Here is a 19,331-nt window from a genome sequence, read left to right as displayed (position 1 = left end):
CGCGGGCCTAGACGGTTATTTCGTCAACTGCTTCAGGTAGAACAGCGTCTGTATGGTCGGCAGAACCTGCTGCAACACACGGTTGAACGTGGTCGAAGCAGCGGTGCCCACATACACGACGTCCATCGGCTGCAACTGGAACTGGGACGACAGCATGATCGCGTCGGGCTGCGTCATGTCGAGGCGGTACACGTCCGGCGTGGTCGGATGCTCGCGCATGCCGCGCATCACGAATATCTGGCGCGGGTTGGCGTCGGTGTCGAGAATGCCGCCCGCGTTCGTGAGCGCGTCGGCGATCGTCAGACGGCCCTTCAACATCGGCATCTGGATCGGCGTTTTCACCTCGCCCATGATGAACACACGGCTATCGCTGTGATCCGGGATGTTGATCACGTCGCCGTTTTGCAGCATCACGTTCTGCGTGGTGTCGCCCTGGTCGAGCATGCGGTTGGCGTCGAGCACGTACAGCTTGTTGTTGCGCGTGAGGCGCACGCGCTGGATGTCGGCGTCGGTATTCGTGCCGCCCGAACGCGTGATCGCGTCGACCAGCGTGAGCGGCACGTCGCTGATGGCGAGCGGGCCCGGCGTCTTCACGTCGCCGGTCACCTGCACTTTCTGGCCGCGGTACGACAGCACGCGCACGTCGACCTGCGGATTGCGGATGTAGCGCACGAGGCCGGCGCTCAACTGATCGCGCAACTCGCCCACGGTTTTGCCCGCGGCCTTGATGCGGCCGACGAACGGGAAAAAGATCGTGCCGTCGGCGGCAACGGTCTGGCCGTACGGATCGGCCTGGCCCGGCAGCGCGGCGGTATACGGCTGCTGCAGGGCGCCGCCGACCGACTGCGTGGTGTTGCCGCCCGCGGACAGCGTGCTGCCCTGCGGCGTGGTCAATTCAGGGTGGTCCCACACGGTGATGCCGAGAATGTCCTGCGGCGAAAGCCGGTACACGTACTGCGACGGATCGCTGTAACGCGAAACCGGCAGCGCCTGCTGCGCGGCATTGGCTTGCGCCTGCGCTTGCGCCGCCACCAGCGGGCCGTCGATCAGATGGACCGGATAGGTTTCGTTAGCCTGCTGACTCTGGTGCTGGCCGTCGTCTTTCAGACGGGACGTGTCGAGGTAATTGCCAGGTGCGGTAACGCAGGCCGACAGAAAGGACGTTAGCAAAAGCGTAGCGGCGAATTTCGGATTGAAATTCGCGTAGGTGTGTGCAGTGCGTTTTTTCATCAGCATATTTTCTTCAGCCATCCCATGACCAGATGTTCGATGAGCACGAGACTCTCTCTATAGTCGGCTTCCGCGCCACCGTGCGGGTCGGCGACGTCGGAGTCGTCTTCCCACTTGCCGAGCGGATAAACCTTGCCGCGCGAAGCCGGATCGAACGCTTCGACCGCGCCCACCTGCGCGCGCTCGCTGACGAGCACGAGGTCGGCCTCGCGCACGAGCCTGCGGTCGAGGCGCCGCGAATAGTGGATACCAGAAGCGACGCCCTGCTCGTCGAGCAGGCGCCGCATCACCGGGTCCATAGCGTGGCCGTTCGCGGCCCGCAGGCCCGCCGAATGAAACGCGATCGGCGCTGAGGACGAGCGCGACGCTGCGCGCTGCCGGGTCCTGAACAGCATTTCGGCAGCGGGCGAACGGCACACGTTGGCGTGGCAGACGATCAGAACATTGGCGAACATGGCAGGCTCCTTAAAGAGGCGTAGCGGCACGGCGGCTTGTTGAGCAACTAGTTGACCAACTTATTGGCCGGCTTATTGGCCAGCTTCGACCGCGTCGGTCGAGTGGCTCGGACGGGCTGCCATCTGCACGCCGTTCGCGCCGACCTTTGCAGGCGCATTGCGCAGCGCGTGCTGACGGCCGATCGCGTGATACTCGATACCGAGTTCGAGCAGCACGTCCGGTTCGTACAGATTGCGGCCGTCGAAAATCAGCGGCGTGTCGAGGCTCTCCTTGAGCGAGGCGAAATCCGGACTCTTGAAGACCTTCCATTCGGTGAGGATCACGAGTGCATCGGCGCCCTCGGCCGCGTCCATTTCCTCGTTCACGAACGAGAGCCGCGCGTGCTGTTGCGGCACGTCCTTCAGATCGAGTGCGAACACGCGCTTCGATTCGTCGATCGCAACCGGGTCGTAGGCCTTCACGCGCGCGCCGCGGCGCAGCAGTTCGGCAATCAGCGGACGGCTCGGCGCTTCGCGCATGTCGTCCGTGTTCGGCTTGAACGCGAGGCCCCAGACGCCGAAGGTGCGATCCGACAAGTCTTCGCCCAGACGATCGACGATCTTGTGCGCAAGGATCTTTTTCTGCGTGTCGTTGACGGCTTCCACCGCTTCGAGAATGCGCAGGTTGGCTTTGTGATCGGCCGCCGTGCGAATCAGGGCCTGCACGTCTTTCGGGAAGCACGAGCCGCCGTAGCCGCAACCGGCATACAGGAAGTCGTAGCCAATGCGCGGATCGGAACCGATGCCGCGGCGCACCGCTTCGATATCCGCGCCGACGCGGTCGGCCAGGTTCGCGAGCTCGTTCATGTACGAGATGCGCGTGGCGAGCATCGCATTGGCCGCGTACTTGGTGAACTCGGCCGAACGCACGTCCATGTACAGCGTGCGTTCGCGATTGCGGTTGAACGGCGCGTAGAGGCGCTTCATTAGTTCCCGCGCCTTTTCGCCCGGCACATCTTCATCGCAGCCGAGCACGATGCGGTCGGGCCGCGTGAAATCTTCCACGGCCGCGCCTTCTTTCAGGAACTCCGGATTCGACACCACGGAGAACATGTGGCTCGCGTTGCGCGCGGCCAGTTCCTCGGCAATTACTTCGCGCACGCGCGAAGCCGTGCCGACCGGCACCGTCGATTTGTCGACGATCACCTTGAAGCCCGTCATATGGCGGCCGATGTTGCGCGCGGCGGCGAGCACATATTGCAGATCGGCGGAACCGTCCTCGTCGGACGGCGTGCCCACGGCGATGAACTGGATGTCGCCGTGCGCGACCGCGGCTTCGATGTCGGTCGAGAACTTCAGGCGGCCCGCCTTGCGATTGCGCGCGATGATCTCCTGCAGACCCGGTTCATGGATCGGCACGCCGCCGTTGTTGAGCACGTCGATCTTGCGCTGATCGACGTCGAGACAGAACACGTCGTGGCCGATGTCGGCCAGACAAGCGCCCGTCACGAGGCCTACGTAGCCACTACCGATGATCGTCAGGTTCATGTGTTACACCTCGGAGAATGGAGTTGATTCGGGAGTGCGGTCACGCGATGCATTGCATGGCCGCGGCTCGATAAACGGTCAATCAGCCGCTCAATAAGCGTTGCTGCCCACAAAGCCCTTCCACAGCGTCAGCACGACGATCTTGATGTCGAGCCAGAAGGTCCAGTGCTGCATGTAGTACAGATCGAGCTTGACGCGGCCCATCATCTTTTCGATGCGATCGGTTTCGCCGCGATAGCCGTTGATCTGTGCCCACCCGGTGATGCCCGGCTTGATCCGGTAACGGTGCATGTAGCCCTTCACCAGATCCTTGTAGATGTCGTCGTGTTCGAGCGCATGCGGACGCGGGCCGACTACGGACATCTCGCCGCGCAGCACGTTGATGAATTGCGGCAATTCGTCGAGGCTGGTGCGCCGCAGGAACGCGCCGACCGCGGTAATGCGTGGATCGCGCCGCGTGGCCTGAGTGATCTTGCCGGACTCTTCCTTGTGCATCTTCATCGAGCGAAACTTGTAGATCTCGAACTGGTTGCCGTCGATGCCTTTGCGCTTCTGCCGGAAAAACACCGGGCCTGGCGAGCTCAGCTTCACCATCACCGCGATCACCAGCATCACCGGCGCCAGCGCGGTCAATGCGGCCAGCGCGAACAGGCGGTCGAAAATGCGTTTGGGCAGCACACGCAGGTCGGTGATCGGCGAAGCGGCCAGGTTGATCGCCGGCACGCCGAGCAGGTCGACCATCGGCTGATTGAAGAGCGTGAGGCTGCGCACGTCCGGAATGAAACGGATGTTCACGAAGTCGTTCTTCAGGTCCATCACGAAGCGATGGATCGCCTTCTCTTTCGAGATCGGCAGCGCGAGCCAAAGTTCACGAATCGCGCGCTGACGCACCAGTTGAAGCATCCGCGCGTAATCGCGCTCGACCGGTACGCCTTCGATCGAATCGCTCGCTTCGGGGTCCTCATAAGGATTGATCGTGCCTTCCTCGTCGAACACCACGACGGGGCTGAAGCCCGCTTCCGGGCGGCTGCGCATCTGTTCGATCAGGAAGCGCCCATACGGCGCGCCGCCCACGATCGCCACCGCGCGCTGATTGAAGCCTTCGCGACGCAGTCCGCGCAGGATCGAATAGACGATCACCTTGGTGACGATCAGCAGTGCGATCGTCGCGATCGCCCAGTACACGAGCCACAAACGCGACAGGCTGTCCGAGCGGTGCAGGCTGAAGCTGATCAGCACGCCCGTGACCTCCACGATCAGCCAGCCGCCCGCGACGCGGCACAGCAGGTCATAGAGCGGCTTGCCGCGCCACGACTGATAGATCCCCAGCGCGGGGAAGAACACCACCACGAGCAGGCAGTCGAACGCGAGCGATACGCTTTGGACGTCGTCCAGCCACACCAATTTCCCGCTGTGCACGGCCGTCGCAATAGCGGCGCCGAGCGCGACCATGGCGATGTCGATGATTCTCGATAGAACGCTCAGCATGCGCTGCCCCTCAGTTCGTCAGTCAAGTGCCATCCGTTGGTTGGTTGAATTTCCGTCACACTCATCGAGTCCGGCCGCCCGGGAACAACGCCGGTATCCGCGCCTGCCGAATACACGCGCGACGCGAAACTGATTGAACCCGTGCTAATTGCCATGCTGCTTTCCGGAATAAAAAAATCCTGAATCGACGACTCGGGACGATTCGGAAAGCAGGTATCGGAATGAGTGATTACCCTTGTACAGGTATAGATAAGGCGGCATTAAAATTCGGACTGCAAGACAGCAAAATATCTCAAATTGTATCGGTCATTTTTTCGATATTTTTTCTGAATTTTGCACGGCAATTGTTACCGATTTTTCGCTTGAAAGGCCCTTCTTTCGCCCTTTTGAAGGCCGTACAGAGCCAATCTGTCTGTTTTCCTACGAATCTTACGCCTTACTTTTCACCTTCATTTTTCTTTGTTTCCGCGGGCAAAAAAATTGCCCATTATTTTTTTCAGGTAATTTTTCTTTTTAAAAAATTGTTCGGACATTTTTCCTTCACGAAGCGGCAAATTTTATTATCCGTTTTATATAGTTTCTATTTAACGCGCTTTTATTGATTCCAGACTTCATGATAAAACTCGACGCATTCACCCAGCCTCGAGGAGTCCATCATGACAGCTCCGGTTACGGCCACGCCCGCCGACACCCGGTCCACGCAAGCTATGTCCCCTAACGTCAAGCTCAAGGTTCATCCCGTGATTCTGGCGGGCGGCTCCGGCACACGGTTATGGCCGATGTCGCGCGAACAGCACCCGAAACAACTGATTGGCCTGCTCGGCGACGACTCGCTGCTGCAATCGACCACCCGCCGGCTCGACGGACTCGAGGCCGGTCATCCGCTCGCCGGGCAACTCGTCGTGGTGGCCAACGAAGAACAGCGCTTCACCACCGCCGAGCAATTGCGCACGAGCGGCAAACCGACCCGGCTGATTCTGGAACCCGCCGGACGCGACACCGCGCCGGCACTGACGGTGGCCGCCCTGTCGATCGCCGCGCAGGACGAGGACGGCATCATGGTCGTGATGCCCGCCGATCACGCGGTGACCGACATCGACGGTTTTCACGCGGCAGTGGCCGCGGGCGTACAACATGCGGCCGCCGGCCATATCGTAACGATGGGCATCGTGCCGACGCGTGCGGAAACGGGCTATGGCTACATTCGCATCGGCGCGGCGCTTGGCATGCCTAACGACGCTCGCTCGACCGATACTGACACCAATACCGACGCCGATGCAGCCGATAAGATCGGCGCGCACAAGCTCGACCGCTTCGTCGAAAAGCCGCATCTGGAGTTGGCGCAGCGTTATATCGCGTCGCAGGAATACTGGTGGAACAGCGGCATTTTCATCGTGCGCGCCTCGACCTGGCTAAAGGCGATCCGCCACTTTCAGCCGGCGATTTACGAAGCCTGCGAAGCGGCGTTCGCAGGCGGCAAAGCAGACGGCGATTTTTTCCGTCTGCAACGCGACGCGTTCAGCGCCTCACCGTCGAATTCGATCGACTACGCGGTGATGGAGAAACTGGGCAACGATCAGAGCGCCGCATCCGGCGTGGTCGTGCCGCTGCAAGCGGGCTGGTCGGACGTGGGCTCGTGGGACGCGATCTGGGATATCTCGGAGAAAGACGCCGATCAGAACGTGGGCCGCGGCCGCGTGATGTTCGAAGGAGCGTCGTCGACCTTCGCGCATTCGGAAGGACGCCTGATTGCCTGCGTCGGCACGCAGGATCTCGTGGTGGTCGAAACGGCCGATGCGATTCTGGTCGCGGACAAGTCGCGCGTACAGGACGTCAAGAAGATTGTCGGGCGGATTCGTAACGATGGCGGGCTGGAAGCGGCCAACCATCGCAAGGTGCATCGCCCGTGGGGCAATTACGATTCCGTCGACACCGGCGAGCGTTTCCAGGTGAAACGCATTGTTGTGAAACCGGGCGCGCGGCTCTCGCTGCAAATGCATCATCACCGAGCGGAACACTGGATCGTCGTGCGCGGCACCGCGCTTGTCACGCGAGGTGAAGAGCGCTTCATCGTCTCCGAAAACGAGTCGGCTTATATTCCGCTGGGCGTCACCCACCGCCTCGAGAACCCGGGCAAGATGCCGCTCGAAATGATCGAGGTGCAGTCGGGTTCGTATCTCGGCGAAGACGATATCGTGCGCTTTGACGACACGTACGGACGGCAGTGATTCACAACGGATGAAGCGGGAACCTGCGGCGGTTGCTCCTACCGGCCGCGGGGTACTGCTGCTATGTTATCCGACGCGTTTACATTCGTGCTTGCGGCCGCCACTTACAGCCGCACTTGCAGCCGTACTCATCCCGCGTGCGAGATGAGCTCCGGGTACGACGGAAAACGATCTGATGCACTATTGTTTTCGGTCGCGGGTGCGGCCGGTTCGCTGGGATAGCGGCGCAACGGTCCACGGAACGCATTGAGCGGACCGTGCAAAGGGCCGCCGTGATTCACCGTGACCGGTTCCGGCACATGACGCATGGCCGGCAACGGACGCGCTACCGCTGCAGCCGAATTAACGGCAGCGGCGTTGACCGCCGGTGCTGCGTCTGCTGCAGCTTGCGTGCGGCATTCACGATCGATCCACTGCCGCGCCCATTCGAGCGCGTAGTGCTCCGCCGCTTCAGCCTCAGCAAAGCGCGGACCGACCAGGCCGGAACGCTCGACGCGTTTGCCGTCCCTCATGATCTCCGCCCAGGCGCGATACATGGCATTGGGCACTTGCTCCGCCGCCACGTAGATCACGTAGCCGCGCCGGTCGTCGACCTGCGTGCCGCGCGGCGCGAGGCTCGTCGACAGCGAGCCTCGCTGATCTTCAAGCTGTTGCGTGCGGCGTGCCGACGCGATGGCCGAATCCAGACTGTGCATGGCCGCTTCCACCGCCCGCGCTTCGTCCGTGCCTTGCCAATCGACACGCATGGCGGGTCGCGCTGCAAGTGATGATGCGGAGGCCGAGGGTGCACGCGATAAGACCGGCGGCACGTTCGTCAACCCGGACAACTGTCGTGTGATATCGGCGATCGGATCGGCCGAACGCCAGGTGCTCAGGCTACTCGAGACACCGGGTGCCTGCCACGATTCGGGGCTCTTCCACGACACGCCACGCAGACTTTCGTCACGCACGCTGGGGGTTGGCGCTACCGGTGCTGCCGGCTTGGCCGCAACGGGCGGTGCCGGTTGCGGGACGTACGCGAAGGTACGCCCGGTTTGCGACAACAGCCGAACCATCTCGAGCAGCGTGCCGTTCAACTGCCATTCTTCAAAACGGCGCCGGCATGTGGGACCCGACGGATAGCGCCCCGGCAGCTTCGACCAGGGTTCGCCAGTTGTCAGTATCCACAGGACGGCATTCGCCACGATGCGCGGTTCGGCGCGGGGCCGGCCGCGCCGGTTCAGACGGACGGCCGGCTCGTCAGAGACAAGCGCTGCCAGCAGCGCCCATTCGTCATTGCTTAGCTCATCGAAAAACATTGGGTTTTCTCCACGCGGCCTGGCCCGGCCGCGGCTTTGGGCAGCCACGGATTCAACTTTCACGATCCGTGTGCAGCCCTCGGTTGCACAAATATGTTTTGTACGTTCTGTTTGCTGGTCAATATCGCACTGGCTTAGTGCGGTTTGTCCCTATTGCGAAGCACAAAACGTGGTCTCACTCGTGCATGGGAGAATTTGTGCACGAAGCATACCACCACCAGGGTTTGCGTGAATATCGCTGAGACAAGTGTTACGGATGGAAACAATCTTGTCCTTTTTGCTGCGTCGTTTCACTTATTGCTGTAACAGAACTGCTGGCGGATCTGGCTGCCGCAGCCGCTATTGCACGGCACAATAGTAGGTCAAGATTGGCGAATTGCCTTTACAAAATCAACGTTTGACCCACAATGCATTTCCATGTGTTTCGAACGTATTTTTTGCCCGGCTGGGAAGGTCCTGCGCGCAGCGCAGTAGAGAGCACCCGACCGGCGTCGAGGCGCAATTTTCTTACAAGCGAACGCAGCGCTTGCGTATGCCGTTCGCATTCCTCTCGACGCCGCGCGAGCGTGGTCGACCCGCTCGCTCCTAGCGCACGGGATTCGTCGCGCCCTCACCCACCACCGTCATCCATTGGCGTACGCGCCAGCGTGCCACGAGCCCCGCGAGCACATAGGGATCGGCTCTGGCAAAGGCTTCCGCGGCTGCGGGAGAGTCGCCCTCGAAGAGCAGCACAGCCGTATCCACAGGCTCGTTCAACGCGCCGGCCAGTTGCAATTCACCGCGCCCTGCTGCCGCCCAGGCGAGTTTCAGATGATCGTCGCGATAGACGTCGCGGCGTTCGAGGTAGTCCGGTACGAGCTCATACATCAACAGGTAGTGCATGGCGAGCCTCCTTTGGCTTGCGTGACGGAGACGCAGGGCGGCGCCTCGGCGCGGAAATTCGAGTCATGATTACCCTCATGATCTTTAACGGGATTTTGTGCCGATTTCCTATTCATTTGCACCTGCAGCAATGCGGATCGAATGTTTAATATTTGATCACCCCTTCCTGAATGACAACGGGATAATTCTTTTGCATACGCCTTGCCAATTAATCCGGATTGCATAACATATTCTGGCACGGCTACGATTCATCCGCCTCACTCTCCGGCGCACCGTGATCCCCCGTGGCGTAAGGGAAAACCACCGTGAGCGCTTGTCAACCGGAGTGACCCTTTGTCCGTTCTCGCAGACAGCATTTGCCATAATGGACGTGCCGAGGGGTCCTGGACACCGTTGACACCCACGCGCATGAACGACCAAAAACGTTTTCACCACCGATGGAGTGTCAAATGAAAATCCAATCCGCTATCGCTACGCTGGTGCTGGGTGCGGTCCTCGTTTCGCCGGTGTTCGCGCAGAACAGCCAGCAAACGAAAATGGCCGACTGTAACAAGCAGGCCGGCGACAAGAAGGGCGACGACCGCAAGGCCTTCATGAAGACCTGCCTGTCCGCCAAGCCGACCGCCGCGGCGCCGATGAGCCAGCAGGACAAGATGAAGGCGTGCAACACGCAAGCCACCGGCAAGAAAGGCGACGACCGCAAGGCTTTCATGAAGACCTGCCTGTCGTCCGCGCCGGCTAACTAAGCAAACGCAAGGCGATCGGCGCGACCCACACGCCGCGCGTTTAGCCGCGTATTGCTCGAACGGGCCGCGCCGTTTTCCGGCGCGGCTGCGGTCATTCTTCTGTCGTTGACTGACCGGTTGCTTCAGCCCTCGCCTCTGTTCTTCCTCCTGCTCTACTTCGCCGTTCTTCTCCCCCGCAACGACCGTCCCGCGACAGATTCCTTCGCGGTCCACCCGCGCGAACGCGCCGTTTTTCTTCTATGATGACGGCGGAGACGGCCCACCCCCATACACAACATTAGACGGGCCGCCATCTTGTCGTTGGTGCTGCAGAGCATCGATCGGAGGCAAGGATGGTATCGAAGCATAAAAACCGCTGGTTGAGGCGGTGGCTGGTCGTCATCGTATTCTGGGCCGTGCCCGTGGCGATCGTTGCGGTTAGCGAAATCCGGGAGGAAATGGCGTACAACGCTGTCGACCTCGACCGCGCGCTGACCACCTGGAATTTCACCGACGCACAACGCGCCGCCGGTGCCCCCGCGCGCTGCCATGGCAAGCCCGACGAGGCGCAAGCCGCCGGCTGCCCCGCCGATGTGCTGGCCGCCAACGCGCCGCGCCAGCAGGACGCCCGCAATGAATATGGCGTGCGTCGCTCCACGCTCATGGCTTACCTCTGGCATGCATTCGTCGGCTACTGGATCGTACCGGCTATCACCCTGTTCCTGATCGGCGTGCTGATCGGCATGATTCGCCGTGCGCTGCGGCGCCCGCCTGTCAAAAGTCCGGCGAACCATGGGTGACGATGCCAGTGCGGCGTCGCTGCAACACTTTCAGTTCAATTTCAGCGCGAACGGTGAACGCGGGAAATCGGTAAAAAATGGTGCCTGATGCGGTCCCGGCCCTGTCGCCGACGCGCAGCTCCCTGCCCGGCACAAGTTGCCGGGAGCCCGTTCGAGCGCCCTTTCCGAGCGTCTTCCAGCGCGCTTCCAAGGCCGGTCAAAATTACATCAAGGCTCCTTACAACGGGTCGAAACCCCCGCCACACAAGGCTTTTCGCTGGGCGACGAGGTACGCCTTCCACGCTTGCGTGTGATATAACTTAAAGGCAACCCGGCAACACCAGATGAGGTTGTGCCCAGGAACCGTGATGGAGAAAAACGATGCAAAGACGAAACTTCATGCTGAAGACTACCGCTGCACTCGCTTTCGGAGGCCTTGCACTCGCTGGTTGTACAACCAACGGCAGTAGCCCGAGCACGCCATCCACTGATGCATCCAAACGCCAGTCGATCGACGCCAGCGTCGACGGCACCATGTCGCGTCTATATACGACCGTGAAGGGTTCGCGCGAACTCGTCTCCAAGGCACGCGGCGTACTGGTGTTCCCGTCGGTACTGCAGGCAGGCTTGATCGTTGGCGGCCAGTACGGCGAAGGCGCACTGCGCGTAGGCGGCAGCTCGGTGGGTTACTACAGCACGATTTCCGGTTCGTTCGGTCTGCAGGCGGGCGCGCAATCGAAGGCCATCATTTTCCTGTTCATGACGCAGGACTCGCTCGACTCCTTCCGCAACGCCGACGGCTGGTCGGCGGGCGGCGACGCTTCCGTCGCACTGGTGAAGATGGGCGCCAACGGCGCAATCGACACAACCACGGCCACCGCCCCTGTCGAAGTATTTGTGCTGACCAACGCCGGCCTGATGGCCGATATCTCGCTGCAAGGCACCAAGGTATCGCGCCTGAAGATCTAGGCGCCTACCCGCTCCCAGGTCCCGAAGTCAGCAGCAATGAAAAAACGGCGATGCGCAGTGCACATCGCCGTTCTTTTTCAGACTGCCGCGTGAGCGCGCTTACACCGCTCAACTCCCCGACGTATCGATCACCTTGAAGCGCGAACGCTTCTGCGCGCGAATCACCGACTGATACGCATCCACATACTGCTGCGCCATCCGGTGCGACGTGAAGCGCTCTTCGAAGCGTTGCCGCACACCCGCCCGCGGCACCTTATGCAGGCGGTTGACCGCCGCCACCGCGCCGATCTCATCTTCGACGATAAAGCCTGTCACACCGTCGTCCAGCACTTCCGGCACCGAGCCACGGTTAAATGCGATCACCGGCGTGCCGCACGCCATCGCTTCGATCATCACGAGGCCGAACGGCTCCGGCCAGTCGATCGGGAACAGCAGCGCATGCGCGCCGGATAGAAACTCGGCCTTCTGATGATCCGCGATCTCGCCGATGAATTCGACATGAGGCAAGTCCAGCAAGGGCCGGATTTCGCGCTCGAAATATTCCCGGTCGGCGGAATCCACCTTCGCGGCGATACGAATCGGCAGTCCGCAGCGTCCGGCAATCCGGATCGCGGTGTCGACCCGCTTTTCCGGCGAGATACGGCCGAGAAACGCAAGGTACTTCTGCTCAACCGGTTGCGGCGTGTAGAGCTGCTCCGGCAGACCGTGATAGACGGTGGTGAGCCACTTGGCCTGCGGCAACGGATGACGCTGCGAATTCGAAATCGAGATCACCGGTGCGGTGTTGAAGGTGTCGAATACCGGTTGCTGCTCGGGCAAGTCGAGGCGGCCATGCATCGTGGTGACGAAGGGTGTGTCCTGACGCTTGAAGACCGAGAACGAGTAGTAGTCGAGGTGAAAATGCAGCACGTCGAAGTTTTCGGCCTGGCGGCGCACCAGTTCCATCAACAGCATGTGGGGCGCGATGCGATCGCGGATCCCCGGGTCCAGACGCAGCGCGCTCGGCCAGACCGCTTCGAGCTTGGCGCTCGTGACGGAATCGCCGCTCGCGAACAGCGTCACGTCGTGGCCGAGATCGACGAGCGCCTCGGTGATATAGGACACGACGCGCTCCGTGCCGCCGTATAGCTTCGGCGGCACCGATTCGGTCAAAGGGGCGATCTGCGCAATCTTCATTTTTTGTCTCCATGAAATGACGGCTTGCGCCAATGGCGGTGCACGTCAGCGGCGCTGGGAATGGCAGCGCCGGTCCTTCTCCATCAAAGCGGCGAACGCCGGGCGCCCGCCTGCACCATCCACGTCAAAGCATTATTCATCAGGGCGTAACAAAAATACCTTGGTCTTGCAATTCCTGCGCGCTGTTACAGTCAGCTTACATCCGGTGGCACGCATCCATTATCCGCCCGGCCACGGTCATCGCGCCGGCCATTTCCAGGCCGGCAGGTCGCGATCGTCCGCATTGGCGATGCGCGTCGCACCGAAGTGCTTCTCGAGCACGATCGACTGGCTGCCGTCCTCCCGCTCGAGCGCCGTGATCAACCGCGCCGCGTGCGACACCACCAGCACCTGCGAATGCGTGGAAGCCCTCGCGATCAGGCGCGCCAGCGCGGGCAGCAGGTCCGGATGCAAGCTCGTCTCCGGTTCGTTCAGCACCAGCAGCGCGGGCGGACGCGGCGTCAGCAGCGCGGCCACCAGCAACAGATAACGCAAGGTGCCGTCCGACAGTTCCGCGCCCTTCAGCGGCCGCAGCAGGCCCTGTTGCTGCATCGACACGTCGAAACGGCCGTCCTGCGTGGCGATATCGAGGCGCGAACCGGGAAAGGCGTCGTCGATAGCGGCATCGAGTGCAACGGGGTCGCCGATCTCGCGGATGGTTTGCAAGGCCGCGGCGAGGTCCGCGCCGTCGTTCGAAAGCACCGGTGTGTGCGTGCCGATCTGCGGCTGACGCGCGGGCGCGTCGGCATCAGTACGGAAGTGGTCGTAAAAGCGCCACGAGCGAATCTGCTCGCGCACCGTGATCATCTCGGGGGCGGTCCGCGGATCGGAGAACTCCGTCATCATGCTGTCGAAACTGGCGACGGGTTGCGGGATGGTTTGCCAGTCCCCTTGTTCGTCGCGCGTGCGCAGCGCCGCGCCGTGCCGGTCGACCAGCAAGGCCGACGGACGCAGCACCGCGCCGCTCCAGATGACCTCGCATTTGATGATCGGATCGAGCAGGAACTTGCTCGGTATGGGAGGCGGTGGCTTTTCGGGTGCCGGTAGCCCGAGATCGATCGCATAACCGAATTCATCGCCGGAAAATCCCAGCCGCAGACTCACCGGTTCTTTGCGACGCGTGCCCTCGACCGGCATCTCGCCGGCCAGCACCGCGCGCGAGAAACGTTCGGGTCCAGCCCACAACGTGGATTGCAAACCACCCTCACGCGCGAGCGACGTAATCACGCCGCCGCGCGCTGTCTCAGCCAGCAGGCGCAGCGAGCGATAGACGCTCGATTTCCCGCTGCCATTCGCACCCGTTACGATATTCAATTGCCCGAGCGGCACGATCAACTCGCGTAGCGACCGATACCCCGCGATGGCCAAAGTCCTCAGCATGCGGCCGCCTTTCGACCCAGCGCGCGCTTCCGGGCGCTTCCTGGCAGTAAAACAACTTTATCCAAACACGTCATTACTTATGCCCGCCGCCCTTGCCCGGCTTCTGCACGGGCACATTGCGCAAATCGTTTAGAAAGGTATCGCGCCACACGCCGAGATCGTTCTTGCGCAGCGCCGCCATATTGATCTCGTGACGCCGCTGGCGCGCGTCGAGCGGCATTTGCAGCGCGCGTTGCAAGGCTTCGCACATGCCAATCGCATCGTGTGGATTGACCAGCAGCGCTCCGGTCAACTCCGCCGCAGCACCGGCGAAAATCGACAACACTAGCACGCCTGGATCGTCGGGATTTTGCGCGGCGACATACTCCTTCGCGACCAGGTTCATCCCATCGTGCAACGGCGTGACAAAGCCGATCTGCGATTCGCGAAACAGCGACATCAGCTTCCAGCGGTCGTACTGCTGATTCAGATAGCGGATCGGCGTGTAGTCGAGGCCCGAATAACGGCCGTTGATGCGCCCCGCTTCGTATTCGAGATCCTGGCGGATCTTCTGATAGGTGGCGACGTCCGACCGCGTGGGCGGCGCGATCTGCACCAGCGTGACATTGCCGCGCCATTCGGGCGAGCGCTCCAGCAGTTGCTCGAAAGCGCGAAACCGTTCGACAAGCCCCTTCGAATAATCGAGCCGGTCGACGCTCATGATCAGCTTGCGGCCTTCCAGACTCTGCTTCAGGTCGAGCACGTGCTGGCGGCTTTCGTAGCGCTTGGCCTGTTCCGCGATTTCATCGGGAAACACACCGATCCGATAGACGCCCGTGCGCAGCTTGCGACCGAAGGCTTCGACGTGATTACCCTCGCTCACCGTACCGCGTGCGTGGCGGGTCACGTAGTCGTGGAATGCGAGTTCGTCGGTGGTGGTCTGGAAGCCCAGCAGGTCATAGCACGATAGCGATTTCACCAACTCTTCGTGCGGGGGAATGTTGAGCAGAATCTGCGGTGCGGGAAACGGAATGTGCAGGAAAAACCCGATGCGGTTCGTGACGCCTTCGGAGCGCAGCGCTTCGGCGAACGGGATCAGATGGTAGTCGTGAATCCAGATCACGTCGTCGGGTTCGAGCAGCTTGATGAGTTTGTGCGCGAGCCATGCGTTGACGCGCCGGTAGCCCGCGTACTCTTCGCGCTCGTAACGCGCGAGGTCGTTGCGGTAATGGAACACCGGCCACAGCGTCGCGTTCGAAAAGCCGCGGTAATACTGGTCGTAATCCTTGCGCGTGAGGCCGACGGTCGCGAAGGTCACCGCGCCGTCCTGCTCGAGCGTCGGACCGGCGTTGGCGACGGTCTCGCTTACTACGTCGCCGCTCCAGCCGAACCACACGCCTCCCGCATCCTTCAGCGCGCCGAACACGCCGACCGCGAGGCCGCCCGCCGATCCTTTGGTTTCCGTCGGCGTTGCAACGCGATTCGACACGACGATCAGTCGACCCATGGTGGTAGTCCTCCTTGATTCGCACGGCGCGGCCGATGGACTGCAAACCCGTCGACTGCTTCGGCACTAGAACGCCTCGGCGGAATCTAGCCAGTGAGGCAGCCCGGCAGACAAAGCCGTGCCAGGTTCGTGGATCAGATGGACGGTTCGACTACTGTAGCGCGCAATCAGTTGCACCTGATTGGCGCGTCACTGACAGGCGAAATGCAGCGGGGGGCGGCGATACGAGTGAGGTCGTCAAGAGGTGGCCGCCTGAAGGCGCGGGCGGTCAGCTTTCGTCGGCATGGAAGAAACTTCAACGCGGCTGAAAGTCAGCCGCGATTCACATCACCTTCAATTCAACTACACAACTGCGCGATCAGTTGCCGCTCCTGCAAGGAAACGCCTTGCCGAGCCCCAACGAGATCGCCGTGCTGGCGTTATAGCCCGCGACGATCGGATTCTCGGCGATGTACTTGCGCACCGCGTCGGTGAGTTGTGCCGAACGCGCGTCCGCCGGCAGGCAGAAGTACTGGCCGACGCGCGGCCCGGTGGTGCCACCGATTGCGTCGATCGTGTTGAAGATACCGTCGGCAGCGCCTTCGATATACGCGGCACACGCACTACGCGATGCCACATCGGTCTTCGTGCACAGCTTGTTGAGGTCGCCTCCCGTAAACGCAGCTGCCGATAGCGGTACGGCAAGCGCGCTGGCGAAAATCAAAGCCCGCAGCATGGTGTTCCTTTCCAGGGTGTTTATCAGGCGGTCTTGCGCCGCATCGAACCGGCGCGCCTCGTCGTGCGCCAAGCCGTCATTCTGCACTGTTTTGCGAAGCGGCAGGCATGCCAATAGCCGCTATCTTCAGGCAAATTTGCGCGACCCCGGCGATCCGGCGGCCGGCGCTCCGGTTTTCCGCGTAGTTCACTTCTGTTGCATCTGCTGCAGGCGCGCGGTCAGTCCTTCAACCACGTCCGGCTCCTTGTAGGTCTTCGCGAAATCGAGCGCGGTCAGGCCAATCTGGTTCTTCACCGTGAGGTCCGCGCCATTGTCGAGCAGAAGCTTCACCGTCGACACATGACCGCCGCGCGCAGCCATCATCAGCGGCGTGGTGCCGTTCGGCGAGCCGGTGTCGACGTAGGCCGAATGGTCGAGCAGGACTTTGACGATGTCGTCGTGGCCGTTCGCCGCGGCGTAGTGCAGCGGCGCCCAGCCCTTCTTGTTGACTTCGGCGTCCTTCGCGATCAGCAGGTTGACGAAATCGAGGTCGCCGTTCAGCGCGGCCATCATCATGGCGTTCTCGCCCGCCTTGTCCTGGATTTCGATGTTGGTCTTCGGATTGGCGATCAACGCGGCGCCGACCTTGTCCGACTTTTCGCGCGCGGCGATCACCAGTAGCGGAAAGCCCTGATTGTCGACGCTGTTCGGGTCCATGCCCTTGGCGAGCAGCTTGTTGACGCCGTCGACGTCGTCGAATTTAACCGACTTGATGAGCGAGTCGATCGGCGCGGCCTGAACCGGCGAAGCGACCAGCGAGGTCAGCGAGGCACAGGCGAGCGTGGCGGCCAGCGCGAGGCGCGACGCGCTGCGGCGCGCCGAAACGCGAACAGTTTGCACCGATGAAGTCTCTTGAAACGCTGCAGCCGAAGTCGAATAATTTGTCATATTTTACTTTAGGAAACGCCCCTATCCTTTTGATATTTATTAACTTTTCAATCACGCACCTGCGGGCGCGGGAATCTTGAAAAGCCGGAAAAAGTTTTGCGTCGTCGCGGCGGCCAGCGCCGTATCCGGCATGTCGCGTTGTTGCGCGATGAAGCGTCCGACATAACTTACGTACGCAGGTTCATTAGGCTTGCCGCGATACGGCACGGGCGCGAGGTACGGCGAGTCGGTTTCGATCAGCAAACGATCGAGCGGCACGCGGCGTGCAACGTCCTGCACGTCGGTCGCGCTCTTGAACGTGACGATGCCCGACAGCGAAATGTAAAAATTCTGCGCCAGCGCCTGCTCGGCAACGGCCCACGGTTCGGTGAAGCAATGCATCACGCCGCCCGGCTCGCTCGCACGCTCCTCGGCCATGATGCGCAACGTGTCTTCCGCCGACGAACGGGTGTGAATGATCAGCGGCTTCTTCGTGGCGTGCGCCGCGCGGATGTGGGTACGGAAGCGCTCGCGCTGCCATTCCATCTCCGCGATCGTGCGGCCTTCCAGACGGTAATAGTCGAGGCCGGTCTCGCCGATCGCGACCACTTTCGGATGTTCGGCCAGCTCGACGAGTTCAGCGAGACTCGGCTCGCGCATGTCCTCGTGATCCGGATGCACGCCGACCGACGCGAACACGTTGTCGTACCGGCTGGCGATGTCCAGTACGGAGGGCAGCGTCTCCAGGTCGACCGATACGCACAGCGCATGCGTGACCGAATGGCTGCGCATGTTCTCGAGCACCTGCGGCAGGCGGTCGGCGAGTCCCTCGAAGTTGATATGGCAGTGCGAATCGACAAACATGGTGATGTCCTGCTGATAAATAGCTAGGTGTGAATCTGACCGTCAATCGGGCTGTGGCAGGCTCATGGCGCTTGAACGTGAGCGGGAAGACGAATCAGCGGCCACACGTACGGGAGCGCCTGCCCCGGCCATCGGCAGACTTACGCGAACAGATCCCGGTAGCCGATAAACAGTTCTTCGAACACCAGCCGCGCGTTCAGCGGATGGTTCTCGACGCCGCGCTGGCGCGTCACGGTGCGCATGAAGCGCGCGAACGCGCTGGCGTCGGCTTGCGATGCACAGCGCGTCAACGCCGCCGATGCCTGCGGAAAATAACGCGGCGTGCCGGCCGTGCGCTGCGCCAGCAAATCGTACATCCAGCGTTGCAGCCAGCCGAGTACGAGCGGCACCGGCAGCTTCTGCAGCGCCTCGCCACAGGCAAAGGCGTCGCAATCGGCGCCGGCGGCCAGTTGCTTCAGAGTCCAGTCGCGCAGCGTGCGATTCTCGTCGCTCGCCAGCGCGAGGGCCGTGAGCGGCGCGCCGCCAGCCTCGGCAAGCAGCGCGGGCGCTTCGGCGACGCCCTGCGCGGCGAGCCACTTCGTTGCCACATCCGGCGCGGGCATCGTCATCGGCCACTGGCGGCAGCGGCTGATAACGGTGGGCAGCAGGCGGTCGATGCGCGCCGACACCATCAGAAACACGACGCCTGCCGGCGGTTCTTCGAGCGTTTTCAGGAGCGCGTTGGCCGCGGCGATGTTGAGCCCCTCGGCCGGATAAAGCACGACCACGCGCGCACCGCCACGGTGCGAACCTACGCCGACGAAATCGAGCAGGCCGCGAATCTGCTCGATCTTGATTTCCTTGCTGGGCGCGCGCGTCTTCTTGCCTTCATCGCCGTCGGCCTTCTCGGCTTTTTCGTCTGCGGCGCTCACGAAACCGGCTTCGGCGGCCAGCGCTTCGGGCACGACGATCCGATAGTCCGGATGATTACCTTGCGTGAACCAGTTGCACGCCACGCACGCCCCGCAGGGCTCGCCGTTGGCCTGCTGGGCCTCGCACAGGAGCCCTTGCGCGAGGTGCTGCGCGAAGCGCAGCTTGCCGATCCCCGCCTGGCCATGCAGCAGCAAGGCGTGCGGCCAGTGCCCACGCAACTGCTGCAGGCGGTTCCAGTCATCGGCTTGCCACGGATAAATCATCGTTTCTCT

Annotated in this window: 18 protein-coding genes; 5 read left to right on the top strand and 13 right to left on the bottom strand. The window is 61.9% G+C overall.

Features of this window, described 5'->3' with window-relative positions; genetic code table 11:
* Nucleotides 1-15: 15 nt before the first annotated feature.
* From B0G76_RS10245 to B0G76_RS10230, 4 genes are all read right to left on the bottom strand, one after another.
* The gene (locus tag B0G76_RS10245; RefSeq protein ID WP_120291819.1) at nt 16-1,236 is read right to left on the bottom strand and encodes a polysaccharide biosynthesis/export family protein; all 1,221 of its coding nucleotides are present in this window, start codon (nt 1,234-1,236) and stop codon (nt 16-18) included.
* Nucleotides 1,230-1,685 (bottom strand): low molecular weight phosphotyrosine protein phosphatase, encoded by a 456-nt coding sequence (locus tag B0G76_RS10240; RefSeq protein WP_120291817.1) that lies wholly within the window; start codon nt 1,683-1,685, stop codon nt 1,230-1,232. The genes B0G76_RS10245 and B0G76_RS10240 overlap by 7 nt, the downstream gene beginning before the upstream one ends.
* A gap of 72 nt (nt 1,686-1,757) precedes the next feature.
* Complete coding sequence (locus B0G76_RS10235; protein WP_120291815.1) at nt 1,758-3,212, bottom strand: UDP-glucose/GDP-mannose dehydrogenase family protein; 1,455 nt, start codon at nt 3,210-3,212, stop codon at nt 1,758-1,760.
* A gap of 90 nt (nt 3,213-3,302) precedes the next feature.
* The gene (locus B0G76_RS10230) at nt 3,303-4,700 is read right to left on the bottom strand and encodes an undecaprenyl-phosphate glucose phosphotransferase (protein WP_120291813.1); all 1,398 of its coding nucleotides are present in this window, start codon (nt 4,698-4,700) and stop codon (nt 3,303-3,305) included.
* Between the two features lie 221 nt (nt 4,701-4,921).
* Between B0G76_RS10230 and B0G76_RS42445 the strand changes: the two genes are divergently transcribed.
* Entirely contained in the window at nt 4,922-5,302 is a 381-nt protein-coding gene (locus B0G76_RS42445; RefSeq protein WP_147394026.1) for a hypothetical protein, read from the top strand.
* A 54-nt stretch (nt 5,303-5,356) separates the two neighbouring features.
* Entirely contained in the window at nt 5,357-6,928 is a 1,572-nt protein-coding gene (locus B0G76_RS10225; RefSeq protein WP_120291811.1) for a mannose-1-phosphate guanylyltransferase/mannose-6-phosphate isomerase, read from the top strand.
* Nucleotides 6,929-7,056: 128 nt separating this feature from the next.
* Here the strand turns inward: B0G76_RS10225 and B0G76_RS10220 are convergent, their stop codons facing one another.
* Complete coding sequence (locus B0G76_RS10220; protein WP_120291809.1) at nt 7,057-8,226, bottom strand: transposase; 1,170 nt, start codon at nt 8,224-8,226, stop codon at nt 7,057-7,059.
* A 585-nt stretch (nt 8,227-8,811) separates the two neighbouring features.
* On the bottom strand, nt 8,812-9,108 hold the full coding sequence (locus B0G76_RS10215) for a YciI-like protein (RefSeq protein ID WP_120291807.1): 297 nt from the start codon (nt 9,106-9,108) through the stop codon (nt 8,812-8,814).
* A 449-nt stretch (nt 9,109-9,557) separates the two neighbouring features.
* Between B0G76_RS10215 and B0G76_RS10210 the strand changes: the two genes are divergently transcribed.
* From B0G76_RS10210 to B0G76_RS10195, 3 genes are all read left to right on the top strand, one after another.
* Nucleotides 9,558-9,854 (top strand): PsiF family protein, encoded by a 297-nt coding sequence (locus tag B0G76_RS10210; protein WP_120291805.1) that lies wholly within the window; start codon nt 9,558-9,560, stop codon nt 9,852-9,854.
* A gap of 332 nt (nt 9,855-10,186) precedes the next feature.
* Complete coding sequence (locus tag B0G76_RS10200) at nt 10,187-10,633, top strand: hypothetical protein (RefSeq protein ID WP_120291801.1); 447 nt, start codon at nt 10,187-10,189, stop codon at nt 10,631-10,633.
* A 360-nt stretch (nt 10,634-10,993) separates the two neighbouring features.
* Nucleotides 10,994-11,581, top strand: a complete 588-nt coding sequence (locus B0G76_RS10195) for a YSC84-related protein (RefSeq protein WP_120291799.1) — start codon at nt 10,994-10,996, stop codon at nt 11,579-11,581.
* Between the two features lie 108 nt (nt 11,582-11,689).
* Here the strand turns inward: B0G76_RS10195 and B0G76_RS10190 are convergent, their stop codons facing one another.
* From B0G76_RS10190 to B0G76_RS10160, 7 genes are all read right to left on the bottom strand, one after another.
* Entirely contained in the window at nt 11,690-12,757 is a 1,068-nt protein-coding gene (locus B0G76_RS10190; RefSeq protein ID WP_120291797.1) for a glycosyltransferase family 4 protein, read from the bottom strand.
* Between the two features lie 237 nt (nt 12,758-12,994).
* Entirely contained in the window at nt 12,995-14,176 is a 1,182-nt protein-coding gene (locus B0G76_RS10185) for an AAA family ATPase (protein ID WP_120291795.1), read from the bottom strand.
* Between the two features lie 73 nt (nt 14,177-14,249).
* Nucleotides 14,250-15,662: an alpha,alpha-trehalose-phosphate synthase (UDP-forming) gene (gene otsA / locus B0G76_RS10180; RefSeq protein ID WP_120291793.1), complete on the bottom strand. Its 1,413-nt coding sequence runs from the start codon at nt 15,660-15,662 to the stop codon at nt 14,250-14,252.
* A gap of 358 nt (nt 15,663-16,020) precedes the next feature.
* On the bottom strand, nt 16,021-16,377 hold the full coding sequence (locus tag B0G76_RS10175) for a Rap1a/Tai family immunity protein (RefSeq protein WP_120296287.1): 357 nt from the start codon (nt 16,375-16,377) through the stop codon (nt 16,021-16,023).
* 186 nt (nt 16,378-16,563) lie between these two features.
* Nucleotides 16,564-17,304 (bottom strand): ankyrin repeat domain-containing protein, encoded by a 741-nt coding sequence (locus B0G76_RS10170; protein WP_120291791.1) that lies wholly within the window; start codon nt 17,302-17,304, stop codon nt 16,564-16,566.
* Nucleotides 17,305-17,355: 51 nt separating this feature from the next.
* Nucleotides 17,356-18,147: a TatD family hydrolase gene (locus B0G76_RS10165; RefSeq protein WP_120291789.1), complete on the bottom strand. Its 792-nt coding sequence runs from the start codon at nt 18,145-18,147 to the stop codon at nt 17,356-17,358.
* 140 nt (nt 18,148-18,287) lie between these two features.
* On the bottom strand, nt 18,288-19,322 hold the full coding sequence (locus B0G76_RS10160) for a DNA polymerase III subunit delta' (RefSeq protein ID WP_120291787.1): 1,035 nt from the start codon (nt 19,320-19,322) through the stop codon (nt 18,288-18,290).
* Nucleotides 19,323-19,331: the final 9 nt, after the last annotated feature.

The organism is Paraburkholderia sp. BL23I1N1, assembly GCF_003610295.1.
In the GTDB taxonomy this organism is placed as follows: Bacteria; Pseudomonadota; Gammaproteobacteria; order Burkholderiales; family Burkholderiaceae; genus Paraburkholderia.
Note: the sequence above shows the minus strand (reverse complement) of the source record. Positions and strands in the feature narration are given on the sequence as shown.

Excerpts from the sequence above, each read along its gene's own strand:
- B0G76_RS10245 (WP_120291819.1), bottom strand. The coding sequence starts at position 1,236 with ATGCTGATGAAAAAACGCACTGCACACACCTACGCGAATTTCAATCCG.
- B0G76_RS10240 (WP_120291817.1), bottom strand. The coding sequence starts at position 1,685 with ATGTTCGCCAATGTTCTGATCGTCTGCCACGCCAACGTGTGCCGTTCG.
- B0G76_RS10235 (WP_120291815.1), bottom strand. The coding sequence starts at position 3,212 with ATGAACCTGACGATCATCGGTAGTGGCTACGTAGGCCTCGTGACGGGC.
- B0G76_RS10230 (WP_120291813.1), bottom strand. The coding sequence starts at position 4,700 with ATGCTGAGCGTTCTATCGAGAATCATCGACATCGCCATGGTCGCGCTC.
- B0G76_RS42445 (WP_147394026.1), top strand. The coding sequence starts at position 4,922 with ATGAGTGATTACCCTTGTACAGGTATAGATAAGGCGGCATTAAAATTC.
- B0G76_RS10225 (WP_120291811.1), top strand. The coding sequence starts at position 5,357 with ATGACAGCTCCGGTTACGGCCACGCCCGCCGACACCCGGTCCACGCAA.
- B0G76_RS10220 (WP_120291809.1), bottom strand. The coding sequence starts at position 8,226 with ATGTTTTTCGATGAGCTAAGCAATGACGAATGGGCGCTGCTGGCAGCG.
- B0G76_RS10215 (WP_120291807.1), bottom strand. The coding sequence starts at position 9,108 with ATGCACTACCTGTTGATGTATGAGCTCGTACCGGACTACCTCGAACGC.
- B0G76_RS10210 (WP_120291805.1), top strand. The coding sequence starts at position 9,558 with ATGAAAATCCAATCCGCTATCGCTACGCTGGTGCTGGGTGCGGTCCTC.
- B0G76_RS10200 (WP_120291801.1), top strand. The coding sequence starts at position 10,187 with ATGGTATCGAAGCATAAAAACCGCTGGTTGAGGCGGTGGCTGGTCGTC.
- B0G76_RS10195 (WP_120291799.1), top strand. The coding sequence starts at position 10,994 with ATGCAAAGACGAAACTTCATGCTGAAGACTACCGCTGCACTCGCTTTC.
- B0G76_RS10190 (WP_120291797.1), bottom strand. The coding sequence starts at position 12,757 with ATGAAGATTGCGCAGATCGCCCCTTTGACCGAATCGGTGCCGCCGAAG.
- B0G76_RS10185 (WP_120291795.1), bottom strand. The coding sequence starts at position 14,176 with ATGCTGAGGACTTTGGCCATCGCGGGGTATCGGTCGCTACGCGAGTTG.
- otsA (WP_120291793.1), bottom strand. The coding sequence starts at position 15,662 with ATGGGTCGACTGATCGTCGTGTCGAATCGCGTTGCAACGCCGACGGAA.
- B0G76_RS10175 (WP_120296287.1), bottom strand. The coding sequence starts at position 16,377 with ATGCTGCGGGCTTTGATTTTCGCCAGCGCGCTTGCCGTACCGCTATCG.
- B0G76_RS10170 (WP_120291791.1), bottom strand. The coding sequence starts at position 17,304 with ATGACAAATTATTCGACTTCGGCTGCAGCGTTTCAAGAGACTTCATCG.
- B0G76_RS10165 (WP_120291789.1), bottom strand. The coding sequence starts at position 18,147 with ATGTTTGTCGATTCGCACTGCCATATCAACTTCGAGGGACTCGCCGAC.
- B0G76_RS10160 (WP_120291787.1), bottom strand. The coding sequence starts at position 19,322 with ATGATTTATCCGTGGCAAGCCGATGACTGGAACCGCCTGCAGCAGTTG.